Below are 20,907 nucleotides of genomic sequence, written 5' to 3' on the forward strand. Positions count from 1 at the left end.
CTATTTATTTAAAAGTTAACTTGTATGCCCATTACTAAAGAGGTGGTAATAGGATAATCCGATGTACCCATTTCAGGATCCCAACCACTAGGGAAATTGCTCAAACAGAAGAGGTCACTACCACTCACATAGAAGCGGGCACGGTTTATACCGGCTTTTTGTGTCCAACTCTTAGGCAGGGTATAGCCTAATGTGATATTCTTCAAACGGAAGTATGAACCGTTGAACATCCAGAAGTTAGAGGTAGCATAGTTATTGCTCTTCGACACATTCGAAAGGCGGGGATACTTGGCTGCTAAATTCTCTTCAGTAGTATTGAAAGGACTCCAATATTTACCCTCGAGAATGGCTGGTACGTTACCATAGTTATCACGCAAAGGTTGTACCATAGAAGTAGAGAGGTAAGAATTTTGCTTGCCGATGCCTTGGAAAGCAAGACTGAAGTCAATGCCTTTGTACGAAGCGTTAAGGCTACCACCATACTGGAAACGAGGCAGTGAGTTACCCAAAGGTACACGGTCGTATTCGGGACTGATTACGCCATCGGGTACACCATCGGGACCACTGATGTCACGATACTTCAAGTCACCAACTGTAACGGTAGTACTAGTGCGAGCCGAGTTGTTCACTTCTTCTTGAGTTTGATAGATGCCCTCGCACACATAACCATAGAATTCATTGAAGAGCACGCCGGCACGTTTAATCTTACCACCACTGATTTGCTCACCATCATTCATATAATCAATCTTTGAAAGGAAGTCGGAGAAATTCACATTTACACCATACTTAAAATCTCCTATCTGGTCGTTCCATGCCACTTCAATATCATAACCATGAGTGGACATCTTACCTGCATTCGTACTAGGGTTGTTATATCCCATAAAATAAGGGATTTCGATATTCAGCAACATGTCCTTGGTCTCTTTCCAATAGTAATCGAAATGAAACTGCAGACGGTTGTTCAAAAAGTTGACATCCAGACCTAAGTCAGTACTGGTAGTCGTTTCCCAAGTAATATCTTCTACAGCCAACACAGCAGGACGAGCAGTTTTATCAGAAACTACACTTCCATCAGCCATATAGAAAAGTGAATTACCAAAACTCATCAAAGCAATGTAGGGGAAGTAGTTGCTGCCGATACGTTCGTTACCTAACATACCCCATGAACCACGCAACTTCAAGAATGAAAGCCAATCCCATTTGAGGTTCTTCATGAACTTCTCTTCACTCGCTACCCAACCAGCTGAAAATGAAGGGAAAGTACCCCAACGATAACCTTTGGCAAAACGTGAACTACCATCGTGACGCACGTTAGCCTGGAACAGGTAACGATCGGCATACGAATAAATAACACGGCCAAAAACAGAGTTTGAAGTATACTCTGAACCTGTACCGCTATTGGTTTGGAAATCTTCCGAACCGATATTGAGGTAAGGATAACCGGTCAGTTCATATTTATCGCGCGCAGCACCGAGACTTTCGCTCTTCATATAGTAGTTTTCGAAACCGGCCATTACTGTGAGATTATGACTGCCAAAGGTTCCCATATAGTTGGCAATTGCCTGGCTAGTGACATTATAATCATCGTTACGAGTTTCTGTGAGCGAATTGGTAGTCCAAGTGCTCCCGGAGTCGAAATAACCGCCAAAGGTTTCGGGATCATCGGGCAAGGTGTATCCACATGAATTTTTAAACGCTTTCTTCTTTTGATAGTTGATAAAAGGAGATACGATACCCGAGATGCTTAGCCCCTTGATAGGCTTGAAGGTTAGCGAACCTTTACCTGCCACCTGCGTACTGTGAGCTACCGAATTACCACCGGCTACAAGCAATCCATAAGGATTTGCACCACTCTTACCCGAAGCTAAACGACCATCATCCCAGGTTGCGGGGTAAATGGCGGGCATTTTACGCATGGTATCAAAAGGGTCATAGTTTGTGGCAGTACTCTTAGCATGACGGATATTTACGTCTATTTGAGCACTAAGTTTATCATTGATATTAAAGTCGTTGTTCGAACGGAACATGTAGCGTTGGAAACCACGACCGTCATAAAGACCGTCTACTTCGTCATACGAAAGGGTAGCTACCGACTTTACCGCTTTGTTACCGCCTGATACAGAGAGAGTATGAGTCATACGGGGAGCACTTGACTTCAAAATCAGATCAGTCCAATCGGTAATGGGGTAGTTGTTCGGATCAGTAGCATTATACTTCACCCAATTCTTGGTTTTGTCAGCCGTATATTCTTGGAAAAAACCACCAGTAGGGTTATCGTTGTATTTCAACTCGTTGCTCATCTCCAAGTAGCGAGTGACTCCCACCATACTAGGTTGTTTAGTAGGAATTTCCCAACCAAATTCAGCATTATATTTCAGATTGATTTTACCGGTATCGTTACCGCGCTTGGTAGTAACTAAGATAACACCAGCAGCAGCTTTCGAACCATAGATACTGGCAGCCGCAGCATCTTTCAATACAGATATGCTCTCTACATCATTAGAATTCACATAGTCGAGCGAACTCTGCACACCGTCTACAATCACTAACGGGCTCGATTCACCCATAGTGGTAATACCACGCACACGAATAGAGGCGGCTCCTGCACCGGGAGCAGAGCTATTACGCGTCACCATCACACCAGAGAGTGATCCTTGCAATGCATTGGAAAGCATGGCTGTACGCTTGTTCACCAGCTCTTCTCCCTTCACGGCTGCCACCGCACCGGTAAGGTCTTTCTTCTTTACCACACCGTAACCGATAACAACTACTTCGTTGAGCGCTCTGCTAGCTTCTTCCATTACTATGGCATACATATTTTTGCTATCTATCCGCACGATTTTATCCACAAAGCCCACATAGCTAATGAGCAATTCGCTACCCTCGGGAACGTCTATCTGAAACTTACCATCAAGGTCGGTGATAGTAGCTGCATCACTACCTTTCACACGAACCGTAGCACCAATCATCGGAAGATCAGTTGCATCGACTACCTGACCAGAGATGCGCTTCGCCTTTTTCACTTGAGTAGTAGCCTTTTTAGAAGGATTAGCAGTGATGGTTACTTGACGGTTCTGAATGGTATATTTCAAATCGGCTAGCCGACATACTTCCGTCAAAATAGCATCGATCGACTTTCCTTTCAACTCGATGTTCACTTTGTTGTTGAGACGATCTTTTACAGGTTGATCATAGACAAAAACATATTGGCTATGTTTTTCAATGTAGTCGAACACTTGTTTCACTGTCGAATCTTCGGCTTTAAGGATATACATCCCATTTACCTTTTCGAACGAAACAGTCGACGCACTAGAATAAGCGGGCACAGACAGTAGTCCAGCCAAACAGAAAGCTTTTGCCAAGCTTACCACCGTAGTTGTGATTGTTTTTCGATTCATAATATAAGATTAATAATTAATATTTATTGCATAACGATTTATGAGTAATCTACCAGTTAATTGTTGATTTTAAGTTTACCGACTTTGCACCATCCCTCAAATAGAAGATTCTTGTCGACCGCCATTTTCAAGCCCGGCTGGCATGCTTTGGTTGTATCAACCAAACCAATAAGCCAAGTGTAGTTTCCCTTTTGAAGTCCATCCAATTTGACAGTTGTGGTATAATGACCATCACGCCCTTGTACCCAAGTTGAGAGATCAGCCTCATCTGCAAGCTGTTTTTTCACAATGTTATGATTGTCATCCATCAAAGCGATGCAGACTTTATATTTTCCTTTCCATTGAGGAATATTGGTAGGACAGTATCCCCAACCCAGATTGCGCCAATTGTGTTGCACGCTCACACGCTCGCCTGAACGGGCTTTATTTACAAAACTGACCTCTGTGGGATAGAGCCGGTATCCTCCCTCACGTTCGAAACGCTTCACCAAATCGAAAGAGCGATTAAACCACGAGGCTACTTCATCACCAATGCGAAGATCCATCATATTGACATGGGCATTACGGCTTTCTTCGTACTCGCCCCAGCGCACATCTTCCGAATGCCCCTGGCGATACTTGCCACTAGGATCAATCCAGTAACGGTGGTGCGCTCCGGTAATCCATCCTCCCTCCATAATGATGGGCAAGCGAAAGCGGTAAGCACGGGCAAAATCTTTTTCCCACTGTTCGTAGTAACCAGTCATGCCAAAAGCGTCGTGACGAATGGTGTATCCTTTGGCAATGGCTCTTTCGAGCAATCTTTTACTATCAGGGTGTGGTTCTGCCCAGCTGATGGTATCTCCCACCAAACGATGGTAGTTTATCACCAATGGTACACGTTTGAAAGCTTTTGCATAGGTATCGGTAATCCATTCGAATACTTCTACTTTATTTGAGTAGTTATTATACTTCACGCCATGTGCTTCTCCCCATTTACCAAGCCCATAAGCATCAATAAAATCTACTTTATCGGGATCGTCAAAAGCAACAGCAAAGGCTTGAAGAAACTTTTCGTATTTCTGTTGAAACACGGCATCGTCAGGATAAGGCGACCATATTTGGGGATTATTAGGATCTTGAAAACCTTTCGCACCGGCTTCCTTTACATAAAGAGGTGTGTTCTGTCCTTGGTCGCGGCTGTCTACATTGATACGGAAAGCCAGTCGCATACCACGTTCACGCACCGAAGCAAGCAATTTATAGATACGTGAGTCCGGATCGTTCCATACATAATCTCCCTCTTTACTCTCAAGCATATTCCAATTGATGCGAATGTAACATGTACCGGCGTAATCGCTCACGCGAACAGTGGAATCCCCACCATTTACGGGCATAGCATCATAATGGTGAGTTTGCCAAAAGTTTTCATCCCATGCACGTCCCAAATACATCACCCAACCTGTAAGGGGATTTTTGAGTACAGAGGTAGTATCAGACTCAAAACATACTGTTTGTTCGGGCGCTTTTAGTCCTTTAGTTATAGATATTTGTGTATGTGCCGAAGACCATCCACAGAGTATCAGAGCTGCTATAAAAAGCATAAATGTGCGTAACAAAGTGTATCTTTTCATATTTTTCACTGGTATTAATAAAGCATAGCTTCTCCTTACGAGAAGGCGTATAAGTTTCCTCTACCTTGCTATGAAGGCATTATAAATTGGTTAATAATAAGTTTCTATGTAATTATTTTATTCAGGAATAATCAATAACAAATATAATTACTCCTTCACTAAGTAGATCGTATCACCATGAATTTTCATTCGGGTTTGCGTCATGGTTTCAATGGCTTTCAATACATCCTTTACCTGATCGTCAAGTACTAGTTTGCCATAAAGTTTATTAGCCGACATCTTATCATCAAACAGAATAGTCACTCCGTAATAATGACTGAGCCGTTGGGCTACAGACTCTACACTTTCACCGGCAAGGTTTATCATCCCTTGCATCCAGCAAGTATATTCATCGGTATTCACTAACCGTTTCTCAGCAAAACCACCCTCCTGCAAATTTACCAGTTCATTCGGTTTCATGCGAACCCTGTCATTGTTGGACGTTTTGAGTTCTACCGAACCTTGTACCAACACAACCTGCGAATCCGAAGCATCGTAATTGTTCACATTAAATTTAGTTCCAAGCACCTTCACTCTAAAATTATCAGAATTAACTAAAAAAGGATGCTCCGCATCGTGTGCCACATCAAAGTAGGCTTCACCTTTCACGTATACCTCACGATACTCGCCATTAAAACGTTTGGGATAGCGGACAACGGTACGCGAATTGGCTATGATTCTGGTACCATCTGCCAACATCAACGTCATCTTTTCGCCAACAGGCACTTCGACCTCTTCATCGTAAACATCAGCCATCATTTCCATAACTTCCGCACGGTACAAACCGTCCGTTGTATTCTCCCCGATTATATATTTAATACCTATTAAAAGAAGCAGCGTCGCAGCCACCGAGCCAACATACATCATAATGCGTCTCTGCCTAGATTTACGCTCTTGTTGGTGCATTTTCAAAAAAGCTCTTTTCTTAATGGCGGAGATATCTATCTCAGCCGGAGTGCTATGTTGTATGAACGACTTCAACTTGATGTCGTCCAGCAAATCACCATATTTATAATCATTTATATCTTTATCCATCTTCAATTCTTTTTATCCTTTCAATTTCTTTTTCCTGCAAACAATCTTTTCACCTAAAACTTCTTTCTATTTATAAAGACGCAGAGGTTGAATTTATCTATAGGTTTAATTTCCACTTTTTTTCTTTCAGTGCTGTTTTTTTCTGAATCACCCGCCTACAAGTCTCTTTCGCAAAGCATTCATAGCATACCCTATATGGTAGTTCACTGTAGGAAGTGAAATTTGCAACATACGCGCAATTTCCGCATAAGGCATTTGTTCCAGTTTTGCCAGGAAGAATACATGCTTGCACTTGGGCGGCAAACTATTGATTGCTTCATTCAAACACTGTATCTCTTCACGCGAAAGCATATCATCCATCGGAGTCTGCATATCAGGGAAAGAGAAATTCTGAAGTTCCTCAAAAGAGATCTCCTGATTACTCTTCACCTCTTTACGCAAATAAGAGATTGATTTACGATAAACAATCGTATTCAACCAACTCGACATACTGGCAATTTCCAAAAGCGTACTACGTAGTTTCCACACTTCAAAGAAAACATCGCCTACCACTTCTTCCGCCATTTCCTTATTACTAAGGATACCAAAAGCGTGATAGTATAACCTCTTCGAATATCGGTTCATAAAACTGTTAAAAGCCAGTTCATCCCCTTTGGAAATCAACAAAAGTTCTCTTTCCAGGTCTTCCATTTAATTAGATTACTATTTTATATATTGACAGGCGCAGAATTCTTATGTATTATATAGGTCAAGTCTCATAATATTAACTTTCTTTATCAATTAGCCTATTTTCCCCCAACAATGAGAAAAGCTATATCATCACTCGGAAAACGGAGTTTGATATAGCTCTTCCACACTTAACAGCTACCATCTGGACCTTACAGAACGAGCTTTTTAGTTTTGCTACAGTTCTTCTCCATAAAGACACAAATTATCTTGCCATTTTATAGATTTCATTGCCCGCCATCAAGAAAGCGCCGACTCCATAAACTTCCGTCATATCACGAGTCACTTTCTTCGGATCAGCACCGATTTGCTGCACATAGCCTAGTTTCCCATCCGGTTCCACTGCCGATAACAATGCCTTCCATCCCTTTATCATCACAGGAAGATAAGTCACCTTATCCAACAACCCTTCGTTAATACCATAGGCTATGGAATAAACTATAAAAGTAGTGCAACTGGTTTCCGGTGACGGATAAGAAGCAGGGTCTAACAGACTTGCGTGCCAGAAGCCATCAGGATGCTGCAATCCGGCAATCCGTGTAGCCAGTTTCACAAACAGTTCCTCATAGAATTTGCGGTTCTTGTCTTTTCGAGGTAACTCTTTCAATATTTCAACCAGACCACCAAGCACCCAACCATTACCACGACCCCAAAAGACTTTCTTGCCATTAGCTTCACGCTTATCAAAATAGCGCCAGTCACGGTAGAATAAATTTTCTTCCTTATCGAACAAGTAATCATAAGTCGCTTTATACTCACGGTTCATAAACTTGATGTATTTCTTGTCTCCGGTCAGCATATACAGTTTGGCATATACAGGGGGAGCCATGAAGAGGGCGTCACACCAAGTCCACCGTTCCAAAGTTTTCAAGTCACCTTCCACTAATTTGAAACTGCCTTTAGAAGGATGATTGATAATCCATTCCGTACGAGCCAATGTTGGTACAATCATCTCTTCATCCTTATATTTGCGATATAAATCCAAAAAGGATTGTGACACGGCAATATCATCAGCATGATAAAACCGTTTGTCCGGCTGCCAGCAATTCCGGCGACCTATACGGGTCAACCATTTATAGTAAGTATCATCACCGTCTTCTTTCTCTGCCAATTCAGCCCAATCGACCATACCGACATAGAGAGCACCTTGCGGCCAGTTCAGGTCGTCATGTTCAGGAGCCGGATGTGGATTGGCAATTTGCCAATCCGCAACCTTTCTCATGATAGACTTAACTTCGGACTTTTGGAAAGGGATTTCTACCGCTCTCACGAAAACACTGCATAAAAGGTATGCGCTTAACAAGAATATCTTTCTCATATTATCAATTCTTTACTTTCAGTCTATCAATTCCAATTTCACCTTTTTATCCTTCACTTGTACATAATAAGTACCTTTTTCCAAAAAGCGTTTACCGTCTCCATCAATAAAGCCCAAGTCACGTAATAAATCCACTTCAAATCTGAAAGTTCTGGTTTCACCGGCCCTAATCGTTTGCTTCTCAAAATATTTCAATTCTTTTACCGGACGGGTAATCGTTGAATAAGGGTCTGTAATGAACCAATGGACAGTTTCCGCACCATCCCTGTCGCCTGTGTTGGTCACCGCAACTTCTACTGACAGTTTATCTCCCCTTTTTAGTTGAGTAGCAGATGCCTTGAGGTCGCCATACTCAAAAGTAGTGTAGCTCAATCCATGTCCGAACTCATAGAGCGGTTCTATCGTCAGGTCTTGATACTTGCCCTGATGAGGACGGGCACTCTGCCGCCGATTATAATAGATGGGAATCTGTCCGGTTGCATACGGAAAAGTAATGGGCAACTTGCCGGAAGGATTGATTCTTCCTGTCAAAATGCCCGCAAGCGGTTTGCCTCCGGCAATGCCCGGTTGCCAGATTTCAACAATGGCGTCACAAACCGGCTCCAGACGGCAAAGTTCCAACGGACGTCCGTTGGAGAGAATCAGCACAATCGGTTTGCCGGTCTTCTTCAGTTCCATCGCTAATTTCTCCTGTATCTTCGGCAAGGCAATGGAAGCACGCGAAGCATTCTCCCCGCTCCAGTTCCGCTTTTCACCTAGACAAAGCAGGATGACATCCGCCTTCCCGGCCGTAGCGACAGCTTCGGCAAAGCCCGATTCATCCTTACCGTCAAAGTCGCATCCTTTGGCATACAGCAGTTGTGACAAGTCTTTCAGTTCCAGTTTCAGCCCGTCATAAATTCCTACCACATCACCGTCCTTGCCGTGAGCAGTCCAGGAGCCTAACAAGTTCCAGCGATTTTTACCTAACGGACCTATGACCGCCACCTTTGTATCCGCCGCCAATGGCAAACGTTTCTCCTTGTTCTTTAACAGCACAAAAGACTCTTCCGCCAATTTCTCTGCTATTTTTATATCTTCCGGCTGCAAGAAGCGCTCCTTTTCTGTCGTCTCTCTTATGTAAGGATTCTCAAACAAGCCCAGGCGGAACTTCAAACGAAGGATGCGGCGAACGGCATCGTCCACAATCTCCACCGGCACCTTGCCCTCCCCTACTAGTTCTTTCAGGTATTTGTCATATCCGCGGGACATCATGTCCATATCCACGCCTGCCATGATTGCTTTTTCGCTGGCTTCCTTCAGGTCTTCCGCTGCTCCCTGGGAAATCAACTGTACAATGGAACCCCAATCCGAAACTACAAATCCGTCATGACTCCAACGACCTTTCAATACCTCTCTCATCGTATAATGATTGGCAGAGGCGGGTACACCGCTTATATCATGAAAGCCACTCATCAGGGTAACGGCACCCGCCTTCACTCCCATTTCATAGGGAAGCATATAGGTATCCCAAAGAGTCTGCGGAGAGATTTCCGTATATACGTAGTCACGTCCCGCTTCCGAAGCTCCATAACCGATATAATGTTTCAGGCAAGCGGCAATATGCTCCCCGTCCGCCAAATTATTACCTTGATATCCTTTCACTGAAGCGACAGCAAAAACTCCGTTCGTATACGGGTCTTCCCCATATCCTTCGGAAACGCGCCCCCAGCGAGGATCGCGTGCCACATCAATCATCGGCGAGAACGTCCAGTCCAGTCCTGCCAGACGCGCTTCCCTGGCAGCCATGGCGCAAGCTTTCTCCACCAAAGCCGGATTCCACGAACAAGCCTGCGCAATGGAAATCGGGTAAACAGTACGGAATCCGTGAATCACATCGTGCCCGAACAGTACAGGTATCCCCAACCGCGACTCTTCCATAGCTTTCTTCTGTATGTTGTTACGCAGGTGGGGACTAGTGCTATAATAAAGAAGCGCACCGATTTCCGCAGGGATATTCTTCACCTCCTCACCAATATTGTTCGCGTTCGTATTCCGTCCCGCAACATACTGGCTCAGTTGAAGCACTTTCTCTTCCATTGTCATGCGCAAGAGTAAATCCTCCACACGCTTCTCCGTCGGAGCTTTCGCGTCTTTATATACGGCAGGCTTCTCATTCCTCGCCTCAAGCATGCAAAACGCCGTCCAAAGGCACACCCCACACGCTATCAACCTTTTTTCATCATGGTTTCTTTCATTTAATTAAATATAGCTTTATCTGACAGGCGCATGGTGCGCTTGCCGTTACTTTTCAGTTCAAAAACGGTCAGGGAATTTGCTCCCTTTTGCAATGTTTCTGCTGGAAGTTGTATAGATTGCTGCGCATTCTGTTCCCAGTAAGAGCCCGCATAATGTCCGTTCACCCATACTTCTCCCATTCCCCAACCGGAGACATCCAGATAAGTATCAGCGGGGATTTCTACTGTAAAAGTCCCTTTATAGAAACAAGGGCGACCACCGTCCGTTTGTGGTGCGAAAGTCAGTTCACCGACTGCACAATCGCGTACCGCCAAAGGAATCATTCTCCAATTCCCTATTTCCGTATCCGACAAGGTGATACTGCCAAAAAGCCCTTTGGAATTATCCAATATCTCCGGCCCATAGGTGATACGGCCGATATTTTCCGCATATAATTGCAAGGTGTGCTTGCCTGCAAGCACCTGTAAGGGGATTGCTTTCTTCTCTTCCGTCATCCATCCCTGTAACTTTCCATCTACATATACGGCGGCATAGTCTCTTACATTTTCCACCGTCAATACCGGGTTCTCCTCCTCTGCCGTGATTGTGGCCTCATAAAGGGCGTATCCGAACTCAAGTCCCAACTCATTCATCGGCAGCAATTCCTCTGCCTCCTGCACTTCTCCGTAAATTTGCTCCAAAGAAGCCGTCTCCGACATCTGTATTTCCTGTGCCGATACAGATGTCAGAAACAAAAGACTTAGAATAAAACTAAAACTTCTCATTCTTTCCCTATTTTCTTAAGAACGATTCTATAAACGACGCTTCTACATCTACTTGCGGGTTGAAGCGGTCACTCTTCACATAGCGGTCGATACTAACCAGCAGTTGTTGAGTGGCAGGCCGTTTCTCCATTTCTTTCTTTGTATCCAGTGCCAACACCATCAGCTTCCCATTTCCTATTCTGGCTTCAAAACCGATTCCCAGTTTGTGGTTAGTTTCATAACTGTCTATCACCTGAATGAACGGACGCAACTGACGTGGCGCCTCATCCATTTCGATTACTTTGGCATGCGTTAAGATGTCCCACCATTGCCAGTCAAGGTGTTTTTCCGTAATGAAATCGTCGAACATCGCCTTGTCTGTATGAATCAGACAACCCAGTGTCATCGGTTTCCATTTGAACATGATAGGATTCCAGAAATGATTATGGAAATTGGAACTACGCCCTATAACCTTAGCCGGCATGGGGCATAGGACAACTTTCCTTCCTTCTTTAAGGAATTGTTTAGCCCTGTCGTCAAATACCGTCGTATAGAGAACATCCGCCGTAGACTGCATCAGTTCTTTCAGTTCCCGACGAGGATATACCCAAATATCCCAGCTATTATTGATTGTATTATTCACCGATAAATGAACAGTCAGCTTTTGAGGAGCGGTGATACCGTTAAGTGCATAACTAAATTCTCCTGCGGAAAAAACACCATGATTACCGATATTTTGTGTTTTTAGCTTTCCACTTTTCAGCACCTTGCCGTCCGCATCTGTCACCCACCACTTAAACTTAGCGTTTTTCAGGGCAGAGGGACTATAATTATAGATTTCCGCTTTTCCTGTGAATACGTCGTCGTTATAGTACGAACGTTTCGAAAAACGCAGCAGAGCCACAGTCGGAGCACAGAATTCCCGGAACTTCTCCGGTGTAATCAGTCCTTTAGAGTTCCAGAAAGGATCGAGGATACCGACAGGCGCATATCCTTGCCCCGTAAAGTCATTAATAGACAAAAGCTGGAAACCGGATTTCAGATAAGTACGCAGTTGAGCTTCAATCACGTCTTTATATTCGAGTACGGTTTGCGCACCGGAAACCTGATAGAAATCATCTGCCTGATCCAACATGCCATGTGCTTTCAAGGAATCACGATACACTTCAAAATTGCGTGCTTGTACAGGGCCGGTAAAGTTAGGAATCTCCTTAAAATTAGGATAGATACAGCGTTGTCCCGATTCATGGGAAATGACAGGTACGTCAATACCCAACTCTTTGTTTTTATCCCAGTCGGTAGATGGTCGTCCTTCATAAATAGCCATGTGACCTTTGGTAGTCTGGTGAGTGATATAGAATTGGTCGGACTTGACACGGGTACGGGCCGTCGAACCGCTGTACAGTCTGCGGCTGTCAGTGGTACGTCCATAATGAGTAAGTTCTTCGATAAAATCAAAATTACCGGTAATCTCATTACCATTGCAATAGAGAACAAAGGAAGGATGATTGCCATACTCTTTCAGAATGGCTTTCTGCTCGCGACGGAAGAAATTATAACGGGCTTCGTCCGGTTCAGCATCTTTTCCCCACATCGGCATTTCCACTTCAAGATATACTCCCAATTTATCAGCCACCCGAAATGCAGCCGCAGGCGGACACCAAGAATGAAAACGCATGTGATTCATTCCATAGTCTTTCAGGATAGTCAGCACACGTTCCCAAGACGCATCATCCACCGGCGCATAGCCTGTTTTAGGGAAGACAGCGTTCTCTACTGTTCCACGTAAGTGTATCCGGTTACCATTGAGATAGATTTTATCCTTATCCGCCGTTATCTCACGCATTCCGAAAGTAGTAGAACGGCTATGTTGATAGTTTGCATTGTCAGCACGGATAGTCAGGTCACATTGCAATGTATAAAGATTGGGAGTAAATTCATCCCACAACCGGACATTCTTTCCTAATGCGATAACATCTTCTACATAAAAGACAGAATCATTTCCACTGACGGTTATCTCTTTATTCAAATCATACGAATTGCCTGATATTGTAAAAGCCGCTTTTCCGGTAACCGGTTTATGAGTATGATTCAGTATTTTCATTTTCACTTTTACCGAACGGTCTGACACATCCGGATATAACTGCATATCATCAATGTACACAGGGTCTACAGCCATTAACTTCATTTCACCCAATATGCCATTCCAGTTGATTTGCGTAAATTCGGAATGAGCATGATCCCATTTGTGGGTATCATACTGATAACGATTGTCAATACATACGGTAATAACGTGTGTCTTACCCGGTTTCACAAAATCTGTCAGTTCATGATTATGAGGAACACTGACATAATCAATCTTACTAACCTCTTTCGTATCCACATAAATGGAACTTAGCCAATGTGTCCGTTCAAAATACACGAAGATACGTTTCCCTTTCCACTCCTTCGGAATAGCAATCTCACGTTGATACCAAGCCGGCCCCATGTATTCATATACACGGGTCAGACGGTCAATATGCCGATACGGAGATTTGTAACCTATCTTGTAATCATCCGTAATGGCCGGCAGGACAATCGATTCTTGCAAACGATGTATATAACGCACATCTAACGAACCACGCCGGAAATCCATCACATCCGTCTGAAATCCCCACTTACCGGATAAATCTATTTCCTGCGTCTGCGCTTTCAAAGGTGATAATTGGGTTATCAGCGCAAATGCAACAAAAACTAACTTTATAAACTTGTTCTTCATATAAATATCTATTAGTGATCTTACTTCAAATGTTTATCGGCAAACTTCACAAACTGCGTCCAGTCATACAGATTAATATCATGTTTTCCCGAACGGATATGATAACCTATAGTGCCTGACAATACAGGCTGATTAACAGCCGGCATTTCTTTTACCTGCAATCCCGGCAGCCCGAACAACTCATAAACAGGAGAGGCATATACACCGGAAAGAAATTCCCCTTTCGGGTCAGCCCAGCGGTCTTCTTCCGCACTGGCAATATAGACCGGACGGGGAGCCATCAGAGCAATCAATTCATGCTGGTCGACAGGAAGAGTGTCTTCTTTATCATTGTATTGCCAGAAATTCCGGCAAAACCAATGTGTAAACTGACAGTTCACAGCCCGTACAGTCTCTCCGAACTTTCTCCGCGACAATGCCGCACCACCACAACCGGAATCATTAGAAATAACCAAAGCAAAACGTGGGTCTATCGCACCGGCCCATAAAGTCGTTTTTCCGAGACGTGAATGTCCGAAGATGGCTATACGTTTGGCGTCAATGTCTTTATCCGTTTCAAAATAATCCATCGCACAACTCATTCCCCATGCCCAGGCAGCCAGAGTTCCCCACTCATCTTCAGCAGGCCGTGTCTGTCCCTTTTTGTAGTACAACGGATGAACTCCGTTCTGAAAACCATCATCAAAATCCGGATCAATGTCCCCACGGTAGAAAGTGGCCAGTCCATATCCATGTTCCATCAACATCTCTACCGGCCATCTGGAAGCTGCACTACCCCGGGGAAACATACGTTTTCTGCCATAAGCAATCATTCTCTCTTCTGACGGGAAAGTGATGCCCTCATCCGGGTGAATGGCATGATTACCTTTGAAATTTATTCCGAAAAACATGGGAACAGTCCCTTTTCGCCGATTAGGCAGATACATAAGTACTGTCAGATAATGCTTCTCATCTTTTGTGAGATAAACGGCTACTTCCTTACGGGTAGCCAAACCGCCCAAAGCTTCTCTATCTTCGTTCAGTAGCCGGAAATGCAAGTCCTTCGAGCGAACTGGAGCTTTACCATATATTTGAGTTTCGAACAGGCGGAGCAGTTCCGGACGCCGCTTTTCCACCCATTCTTTTTTAGTCGTCACTTTTCTGCCATTAGTCAGGGTCAGGACATCAGGAAGCGTATAGACAGGCACCTTACTCTCATCATAATTTACTTTTGTGATAACTTGTTCCAGTTCCGCAAGTTCTGATGTAGACTTGGAGCGAAGCCCTGTTTCATGGGCCGATTTCTGTTGGGCTTTCATTTCTCCTCCAAGAAATGAAAGCCCAAAAAGCAAACATACAAACCGAAAGCTATTTTGTCTCATGGATATTTAAGATTACATCCTAATTAATTTCTACTCACCAAACTTTGTTTTATAATACTCCCTCATCAAGTACCACGCCTTTTTGCGTATTCCCTGATCCGAGACTAATCCCTTACGATTCCAGCCATCCTGATTGGTCGGATGAAAACGGAACGGAGAACGGAAATCAAATAAAATCCATGGAGATACCCCCCGAAGATTCGGTATATTGTCGAACATACGGATATTGTCTCTGTAAAGCCGGGCTTGGTATTCTTCACTCCAGGAGCTTGCTACATTTTCATCTCCCGACTGCCCGTATAATGCCTCACCGCCAAACTCCGATATAATCAGCGGTTTATCCGGTATTACTTCCCATACCGCATTTTCCGGCTCGATGGGCCACGGATGATACCAACCCATGTATTTGTTGACCGCTACAACATCCAGTTGTGAGGTAAATGAATCTTCCATCACAAAACGTTTCTTCTCACGATTAAAACGTACCAAATCGAAAGCAGCCACATACAAACGGGTCGTATCCAATTGTTTGCCTGTTTCCAGCAAAGAGGTAAGAAATTCATTCCGTGCTTTGGAAGGCTGCGTTTCATTGGCAATTCCCCAATATCCGACTGCACAGCGATTCTGGTCACGCTTTATCATTTCAGACAACATCCTTTGCGCTTTCTTACGGGTATTGTTGTTCGTAAAGTCAATACCCTGCCAGACAGGTATCTCCTGCCAAAGGATAAAGCCCATCTTTTCTGCCAGTCGCACCGTATATTCGTTTTGCGGATAATGTGCCAGCCGAATCATATTTACGCCAAGCGCTTTTGCCTCATTCAGCAGCATCGCCGCATCTGCTTCCGAGAAAGCACGCCCCATGCGCTGAGGGATTTCTTCATGAAAGGAAATGCTGCACATAAATGTCGGCTTGCCATTCAGATAAATATCCGTTCCTTTCACCGTGATATTGCGGAAGCCGATTTGTTCTTCTACACGATCATTGGCTGAGGAAACGATTACTTCATAAAGTTTAGGATTCTCCGACGACCAACGTTCTAACTTCTTTATATTGAATACCGTTTCAGCCTTTCCTTCGGCATCAGTCAGCATATCAATGCTTGTTTTCAGTTCAGGGATAGAAACCGTAATCTTCTCACCTGCCTTTTTGTCCGAGAGAGCGACTTTGGCAATCATCCGGTTGGGAGATTCCTTATCCAGTTGGATGAAATAGTCTTCCAGATAAGTTTGTGGGGTAGTGACCAATAATACATCACGTGTGATACCGCCATAATTCCACCAGTCAAATGACATGGCAGGTATGGCATCTTTGGTACGACGGTTGTTTACTTCAATGGCAATAAAATTTTCTCCCTCATTCAGCAAGTCCGTCACTTCTATCTGGAAGGGAGTAAATCCTCCTTCATGACTTCCGATCTCTGCCCCATTCAAATAAACACGGCAACGATAGCTGACAGCTCCGAAATAAAGGAACTGACGTTTATGTGTCAAACGCTTTGCATCAAAATGACGTGCATACCATACTGTGCCTTCATAGTATTTAAGCTCCGGCGTTTGTGAATTCCAGTCACCAGGAACATTCAGCCGCAATCCTCCTTGAAAAGAATATTCATAGAAATCAGTGTTTCCTTTAGGACTTTGATTTCTATATACCTTCATTCCCCGACCTTGGTCATACAAGTCAATGATAGCATTCCATTTGCCGTTTAAAGAACGGATATCCCGACCATATACATTAGTTATCAGGTTTTGAGCTACTGCATTCCCTACAAAAAGGATAAACAGCAACATACACACGATTGTCTTTTTTCTGATTTGCATTAAATTATCTATTTATAAGATTAATATTCTTAACTATCAACGATTTACGCTCACGTTACTGAGTATATATATCCAGCATGGTGAGTATATATATCCAGCGTGGTGTATCTATATACCCACCACGCTGTATATATATGGCCTGTAAACAGGATAATTATCTTATTTCATAGCGATATAGCATAAAGTCATTCTTCTCAGGTAGAGAGACTTTTATTGTTCCTTTTCTGCCGACAGTCGTTACCATCAGTTTCCCATTCCCCAGTATCGGCGTACACATAACTTCTGCACCTTCGGGCAACCATGTTTCCACCCATGTCTCCTCCCGTGCATTATCTTCCCTGTAAATAAGGAGATAACCGTTTTTTGAATGACAAAGAGACTGAAATCCAGTCCACGAGCGCCCCGAAGGCTCTTCACCAATCGGTAAAATAGTTCCTTGATGGAAATCATACTGCACTTTCTTATACTTCTCCATTAAGTCTCTAATGCCAAATGCTTCTTCCGGCAAGTTGGAAGCCTCAAACCATGCCAATGGTTGCCCCGCCATAGTGGTCGCAAACAAATATTCAAAAGAATATCGGTGCGGGGCAAACGGATCATCTCCATATTTCTCCGTATTTCTCCATTTATTCAGAAACTCGATTTGTAATTTCTCTGCCGGAACATATTTGGACAGCATCCACAGGTTGCGAAGCGTCCAGTACGGATAGTAATTCTGCCAATCCGTATAACGGTTCTCTAAAAAGATGTTTCCATATTCGTTGAACATATGATAACCTCCCCGCCGACTGGCTGTCGCATCCAAATTGAACATGACTTTATTATCCGTTTCCGCCAATACTTTATCAAACAAGTTCCGGAGATTAATCTCCGCTTTCTTGGTAGGAATAGTCAATCCGTCAATCTTAAAAATACGGATACCATATTCACGATACAATCCTATCAGTGTTTCGGCATCTTTCTCCCAGTCGACAAAATCATTCTGCACACTCGGATTAAACCACAAACCAATTTCAATGCCCAGTTTCTTTCCTTTCTTTACTATCGGAGCCAATCCGCGGGGATATTTGACAGGATCCGGTTTCCAATAGTCCTTATTGTCCCAGATATTCTTAAAAGAACCTTTAGCTACCGCTGAGTTCGGGCTCTTGCCCACCTGCCATCCATCATCTATTTGAAAATGAGTGATTCCCAGTTTTGCGGCACGTTCCAACTCTTGCAGGCAAAATGCCTCATTGACTTTTGTGTCCTGACTACGGTCGCCCCAAGTGTTCATCATAACCATTTCATCACGATTCCGGAAATGACGACGAATATTCTTCTGGTAACTGCGGAGCGCTGTCAGTGCCTGCAATTCACCATCGCCATATACCCCTGTGACGCAACTATATGTTCTTGTCCATGTATCTTCCTGAATATTCTTTTCAGTAATTCCCAGTCCTGTAATCATGAATTTTCCGAATTCTGCGATGAAATCAGCACCTTTATAGGCTAACTGGACACTGGAACAAGGGGATTCTTTCAGAAAGAAAAAGCCGGTGCCTTCTTCCCCGTTTCGAACAAAGAGCAAATTCCCCCGATAACTGTTTTTACGATAGGCTATAACATCCCTCTCTGCCAACAAATTGTTGTTCCAATCTGTCACATCCCAAAATTCAACAGCCTTGGCATGCCAATGCTGCCCTTTAAGATATAATTGATCCAAAATAGCCGTAACGGATTTGGATTTCATGTCTTCAACGAACTCGATGTTTTTCCGGTCAGCCGCATTTTCTTCCCGTCCGCCAAAAACGCTGTTAACACTCCCTTTCAGATAAGTGTCACATGCTATGGCCGGACAACCGTCATATATACGATAAATCCGTTGTATATCCAATGTTCCCAAAGAGAATGTAACTATCGTCTTCAAGTAGGCCGGATGAATATCAGTCGCAGCCACCTTTTCTACCCGACAAGCTCCTTTGGAAGCTTCCCGGGTATCTTTGGAGATAAAGAAGTCCGGTGCCTGCTTTACCGTGAAAGTTGTTTTCCGGTTTGCCTTATCGCTCAGACTATAAGTGACAAGATTACCGTCATTCCAAATGAATTTTCGTTCAATACACTCATTTCCAATCACTAATGTATCTCCCTTCAACTCACTATAGCAGGTTTTCTGTGCATAAAGAGAAGACAGAGTACAGGCCAAGGCCAATACTATCAATAGTTTTTTCATGGTTAAAAAGTTATTATTATTTCTTCAAGGTACACGAATCCTGTAACCTTTCGTTAACCCCATCAAGTAGCTGATTGCCTGTTACCTTACGGTTACTTCCTGTAATTTAGCCCATCCGGCATTCAACATGTTCTCCGGCACAGCCATTTCCAAGCCGATCGCATTATCCTTGGTAGTATCAACAAGCCCCACTGCCCAATAATAACTCCCCGGAGTTACTCCTTTGAGACGTAAATCAAAAGTGTAAACTGCAGGGATGCCTTGCATCCATTTGGATAAGTCTGTCTGTTTGTCCACAAACACCTTCTGCACCCTATTCCGACTGTCCATCAGCGCGAAAGCCACTTTATATTTTTGGTTCCATTGCGGAATATTGGTGGGGCAATATCCCCAGCCAAGATTATTCCAACGGTGTATAATCCGAAGTTTCTGATTTTTTGCCACATCTGTAGGTAAAGAAATCATATCCGGATAGAGACGATAGCCGCCTTCCGAAATAAACCGTTGCACAAGAGGGAATGTATTGTGAAACCACGATTCCGTTTCACCCACACGGAAGTCCATCATATTGACACGCGCCTCTTTACTATCATCGAATTCTCCCTGACGCACATCTTCGGGATGTCCCTTCCGATAATTGCGGGGATCCACCCAAAAGCTGTGGATTTTGCCTGTAATCCATCCGCCTTCCATCAGTATGGGGCGAACGCCGAAATATTTCTTGGCAAAGTCACGTTCCCATTCACCATAATACAGCCCCATACCGAATGCGTCATGACGCAAAGAATATCCTTTTTCAACTACTTCATCAAGCAAGAACTCACTGTCAAGGTCATACTTATTATCGTCCCAGTCCTTACCGGCACCCACAAAACGATGATAGTTGATGACAACCGGAACGTCTCTGAATGCTTTCAGATACAAGTCTGCCAGCCAGTCAAGTACAGGTTTACGGGGCTTTTCATCTCCCGTAGAATAAAGCGTAGTGTGATACTCGCCCCACTTTCCCAGACCTGTTCCGTCGATAAAGTCCACCTCGTCAGGATTGCCAAAGTCTTTGGCTAAAGCCCAAACGAATTTTTCATAATACTTTTGAAAAATAGGGTCATCAGGATAAGGTGACCATCTTCCTCTCCACACGAAGCCCTTCGTACCAGCCTCCCGCACAAAGTCGGGCGTAAAGTCATAGCCTTTATCACGGCTGTCGACCACCACCCGGAAAGCAAGACGCATTTTTCTTGCACGTGCTCCCTCAATCAGCATTTTCAGCATGGGATCCGTATTCCAGCCATAAACGTTTTCTTCAGGATTCAACTTCCTCCAACTGGTACGGATATAAAGAGTATGGGCATAATCGGACACCTTTACCGTTCCCACACCGGGTACCTGCATATTGTCACACTTCTCCCAGAAATCTTCCTTCACACCGGGGGTGGCATAAAGCACCCAGCCGGTTTGTGGGTTACGCAACAAGCGCTGCCTGTCTGGTTCTATTCTTATTATCTTGTTATCCCGTGCCAAGTTCTGTTTCAAGGTTCCGGCATCCGACCCGCCGCTTATGGCAGCGGCTTGAAGCGCAAACGACCCTAAAAATATAGGCATCAAAAGTCCTGATCTCATTTTACCTTTAATCATACAACTC

The 20,907-nt window shown here is 43.9% G+C and carries 12 protein-coding genes; all 12 read right to left on the bottom strand.

Annotation, left to right across the window (positions count from 1 at the left end; translation table 11 throughout):
* Window positions 1-8: 8 nt before the first annotated feature.
* The 12 genes from HMPREF9010_RS22875 to HMPREF9010_RS22820 all read right to left on the bottom strand — a co-directional run bounded on the left by HMPREF9010_RS22875 (window position 9) and on the right by HMPREF9010_RS22820 (window position 20,885).
* Entirely contained in the window at window positions 9-3,398 is a 3,390-nt protein-coding gene (locus HMPREF9010_RS22875; protein ID WP_004302517.1) for a SusC/RagA family TonB-linked outer membrane protein, read from the bottom strand.
* A 56-nt stretch (window positions 3,399-3,454) separates the two neighbouring features.
* Window positions 3,455-5,011, bottom strand: coding sequence for a DUF4832 domain-containing protein (locus HMPREF9010_RS22870; protein WP_032852406.1), 1,557 nt, complete (start codon window positions 5,009-5,011; stop codon window positions 3,455-3,457).
* 147 nt (window positions 5,012-5,158) lie between these two features.
* A complete protein-coding gene (locus tag HMPREF9010_RS22865) occupies window positions 5,159-6,085 on the bottom strand; it encodes a FecR family protein (protein ID WP_004311190.1) in 927 nt (308 codons plus the stop codon).
* A 147-nt stretch (window positions 6,086-6,232) separates the two neighbouring features.
* Window positions 6,233-6,775, bottom strand: coding sequence for an RNA polymerase sigma factor (locus tag HMPREF9010_RS22860; RefSeq protein ID WP_004311189.1), 543 nt, complete (start codon window positions 6,773-6,775; stop codon window positions 6,233-6,235).
* A gap of 241 nt (window positions 6,776-7,016) precedes the next feature.
* Window positions 7,017-8,129, bottom strand: coding sequence for a glycoside hydrolase family 105 protein (locus HMPREF9010_RS22855; RefSeq protein ID WP_004311188.1), 1,113 nt, complete (start codon window positions 8,127-8,129; stop codon window positions 7,017-7,019).
* Window positions 8,130-8,147: 18 nt separating this feature from the next.
* Window positions 8,148-10,301: a glycoside hydrolase family 3 N-terminal domain-containing protein gene (locus HMPREF9010_RS22850; protein ID WP_050428269.1), complete on the bottom strand. Its 2,154-nt coding sequence runs from the start codon at window positions 10,299-10,301 to the stop codon at window positions 8,148-8,150.
* Window positions 10,302-10,366: 65 nt separating this feature from the next.
* Window positions 10,367-11,131: a hypothetical protein gene (locus HMPREF9010_RS22845; RefSeq protein ID WP_004311186.1), complete on the bottom strand. Its 765-nt coding sequence runs from the start codon at window positions 11,129-11,131 to the stop codon at window positions 10,367-10,369.
* Window positions 11,132-11,138: 7 nt separating this feature from the next.
* On the bottom strand, window positions 11,139-13,868 hold the full coding sequence (locus HMPREF9010_RS22840) for a sugar-binding domain-containing protein (protein ID WP_008646528.1): 2,730 nt from the start codon (window positions 13,866-13,868) through the stop codon (window positions 11,139-11,141).
* Window positions 13,869-13,888: 20 nt separating this feature from the next.
* Window positions 13,889-15,166, bottom strand: coding sequence for a hypothetical protein (locus HMPREF9010_RS22835; RefSeq protein ID WP_008646530.1), 1,278 nt, complete (start codon window positions 15,164-15,166; stop codon window positions 13,889-13,891).
* A 93-nt stretch (window positions 15,167-15,259) separates the two neighbouring features.
* Window positions 15,260-17,053 (bottom strand): glycoside hydrolase family 2 protein, encoded by a 1,794-nt coding sequence (locus tag HMPREF9010_RS22830; protein WP_008646531.1) that lies wholly within the window; start codon window positions 17,051-17,053, stop codon window positions 15,260-15,262.
* A gap of 154 nt (window positions 17,054-17,207) precedes the next feature.
* Complete coding sequence (locus HMPREF9010_RS22825; RefSeq protein WP_008646532.1) at window positions 17,208-19,265, bottom strand: alpha-galactosidase; 2,058 nt, start codon at window positions 19,263-19,265, stop codon at window positions 17,208-17,210.
* A gap of 81 nt (window positions 19,266-19,346) precedes the next feature.
* Window positions 19,347-20,885: a DUF4832 domain-containing protein gene (locus HMPREF9010_RS22820; RefSeq protein WP_369745624.1), complete on the bottom strand. Its 1,539-nt coding sequence runs from the start codon at window positions 20,883-20,885 to the stop codon at window positions 19,347-19,349.
* Between the last annotated feature and the right edge of the window lie 22 nt (window positions 20,886-20,907).

It is taken from the genome of Bacteroides sp. 3_1_23, from assembly GCF_000162555.1.
Classification (GTDB): Bacteria; Bacteroidota; Bacteroidia; order Bacteroidales; family Bacteroidaceae; genus Bacteroides; species Bacteroides ovatus.

What these genes read in the sequence shown, in the direction of transcription:
- HMPREF9010_RS22830 (WP_008646531.1), bottom strand. Translation starts at nt 17,053, where the DNA reads ATGCAAATCAGAAAAAAGACAATCGTGTGTATGTTGCTGTTTATCCTT.
- HMPREF9010_RS22860 (WP_004311189.1), bottom strand. Translation starts at nt 6,775, where the DNA reads ATGGAAGACCTGGAAAGAGAACTTTTGTTGATTTCCAAAGGGGATGAA.
- HMPREF9010_RS22865 (WP_004311190.1), bottom strand. Translation starts at nt 6,085, where the DNA reads ATGGATAAAGATATAAATGATTATAAATATGGTGATTTGCTGGACGAC.
- HMPREF9010_RS22850 (WP_050428269.1), bottom strand. Translation starts at nt 10,301, where the DNA reads ATGCTTGAGGCGAGGAATGAGAAGCCTGCCGTATATAAAGACGCGAAA.
- HMPREF9010_RS22840 (WP_008646528.1), bottom strand. Translation starts at nt 13,868, where the DNA reads ATGAAGAACAAGTTTATAAAGTTAGTTTTTGTTGCATTTGCGCTGATA.
- HMPREF9010_RS22845 (WP_004311186.1), bottom strand. Translation starts at nt 11,131, where the DNA reads ATGAGAAGTTTTAGTTTTATTCTAAGTCTTTTGTTTCTGACATCTGTA.
- HMPREF9010_RS22820 (WP_369745624.1), bottom strand. Translation starts at nt 20,885, where the DNA reads ATGAGATCAGGACTTTTGATGCCTATATTTTTAGGGTCGTTTGCGCTT.
- HMPREF9010_RS22835 (WP_008646530.1), bottom strand. Translation starts at nt 15,166, where the DNA reads ATGAAAGCCCAACAGAAATCGGCCCATGAAACAGGGCTTCGCTCCAAG.
- HMPREF9010_RS22870 (WP_032852406.1), bottom strand. Translation starts at nt 5,011, where the DNA reads ATGAAAAGATACACTTTGTTACGCACATTTATGCTTTTTATAGCAGCT.
- HMPREF9010_RS22855 (WP_004311188.1), bottom strand. Translation starts at nt 8,129, where the DNA reads ATGAGAAAGATATTCTTGTTAAGCGCATACCTTTTATGCAGTGTTTTC.
- HMPREF9010_RS22875 (WP_004302517.1), bottom strand. Translation starts at nt 3,398, where the DNA reads ATGAATCGAAAAACAATCACAACTACGGTGGTAAGCTTGGCAAAAGCT.
- HMPREF9010_RS22825 (WP_008646532.1), bottom strand. Translation starts at nt 19,265, where the DNA reads ATGAAAAAACTATTGATAGTATTGGCCTTGGCCTGTACTCTGTCTTCT.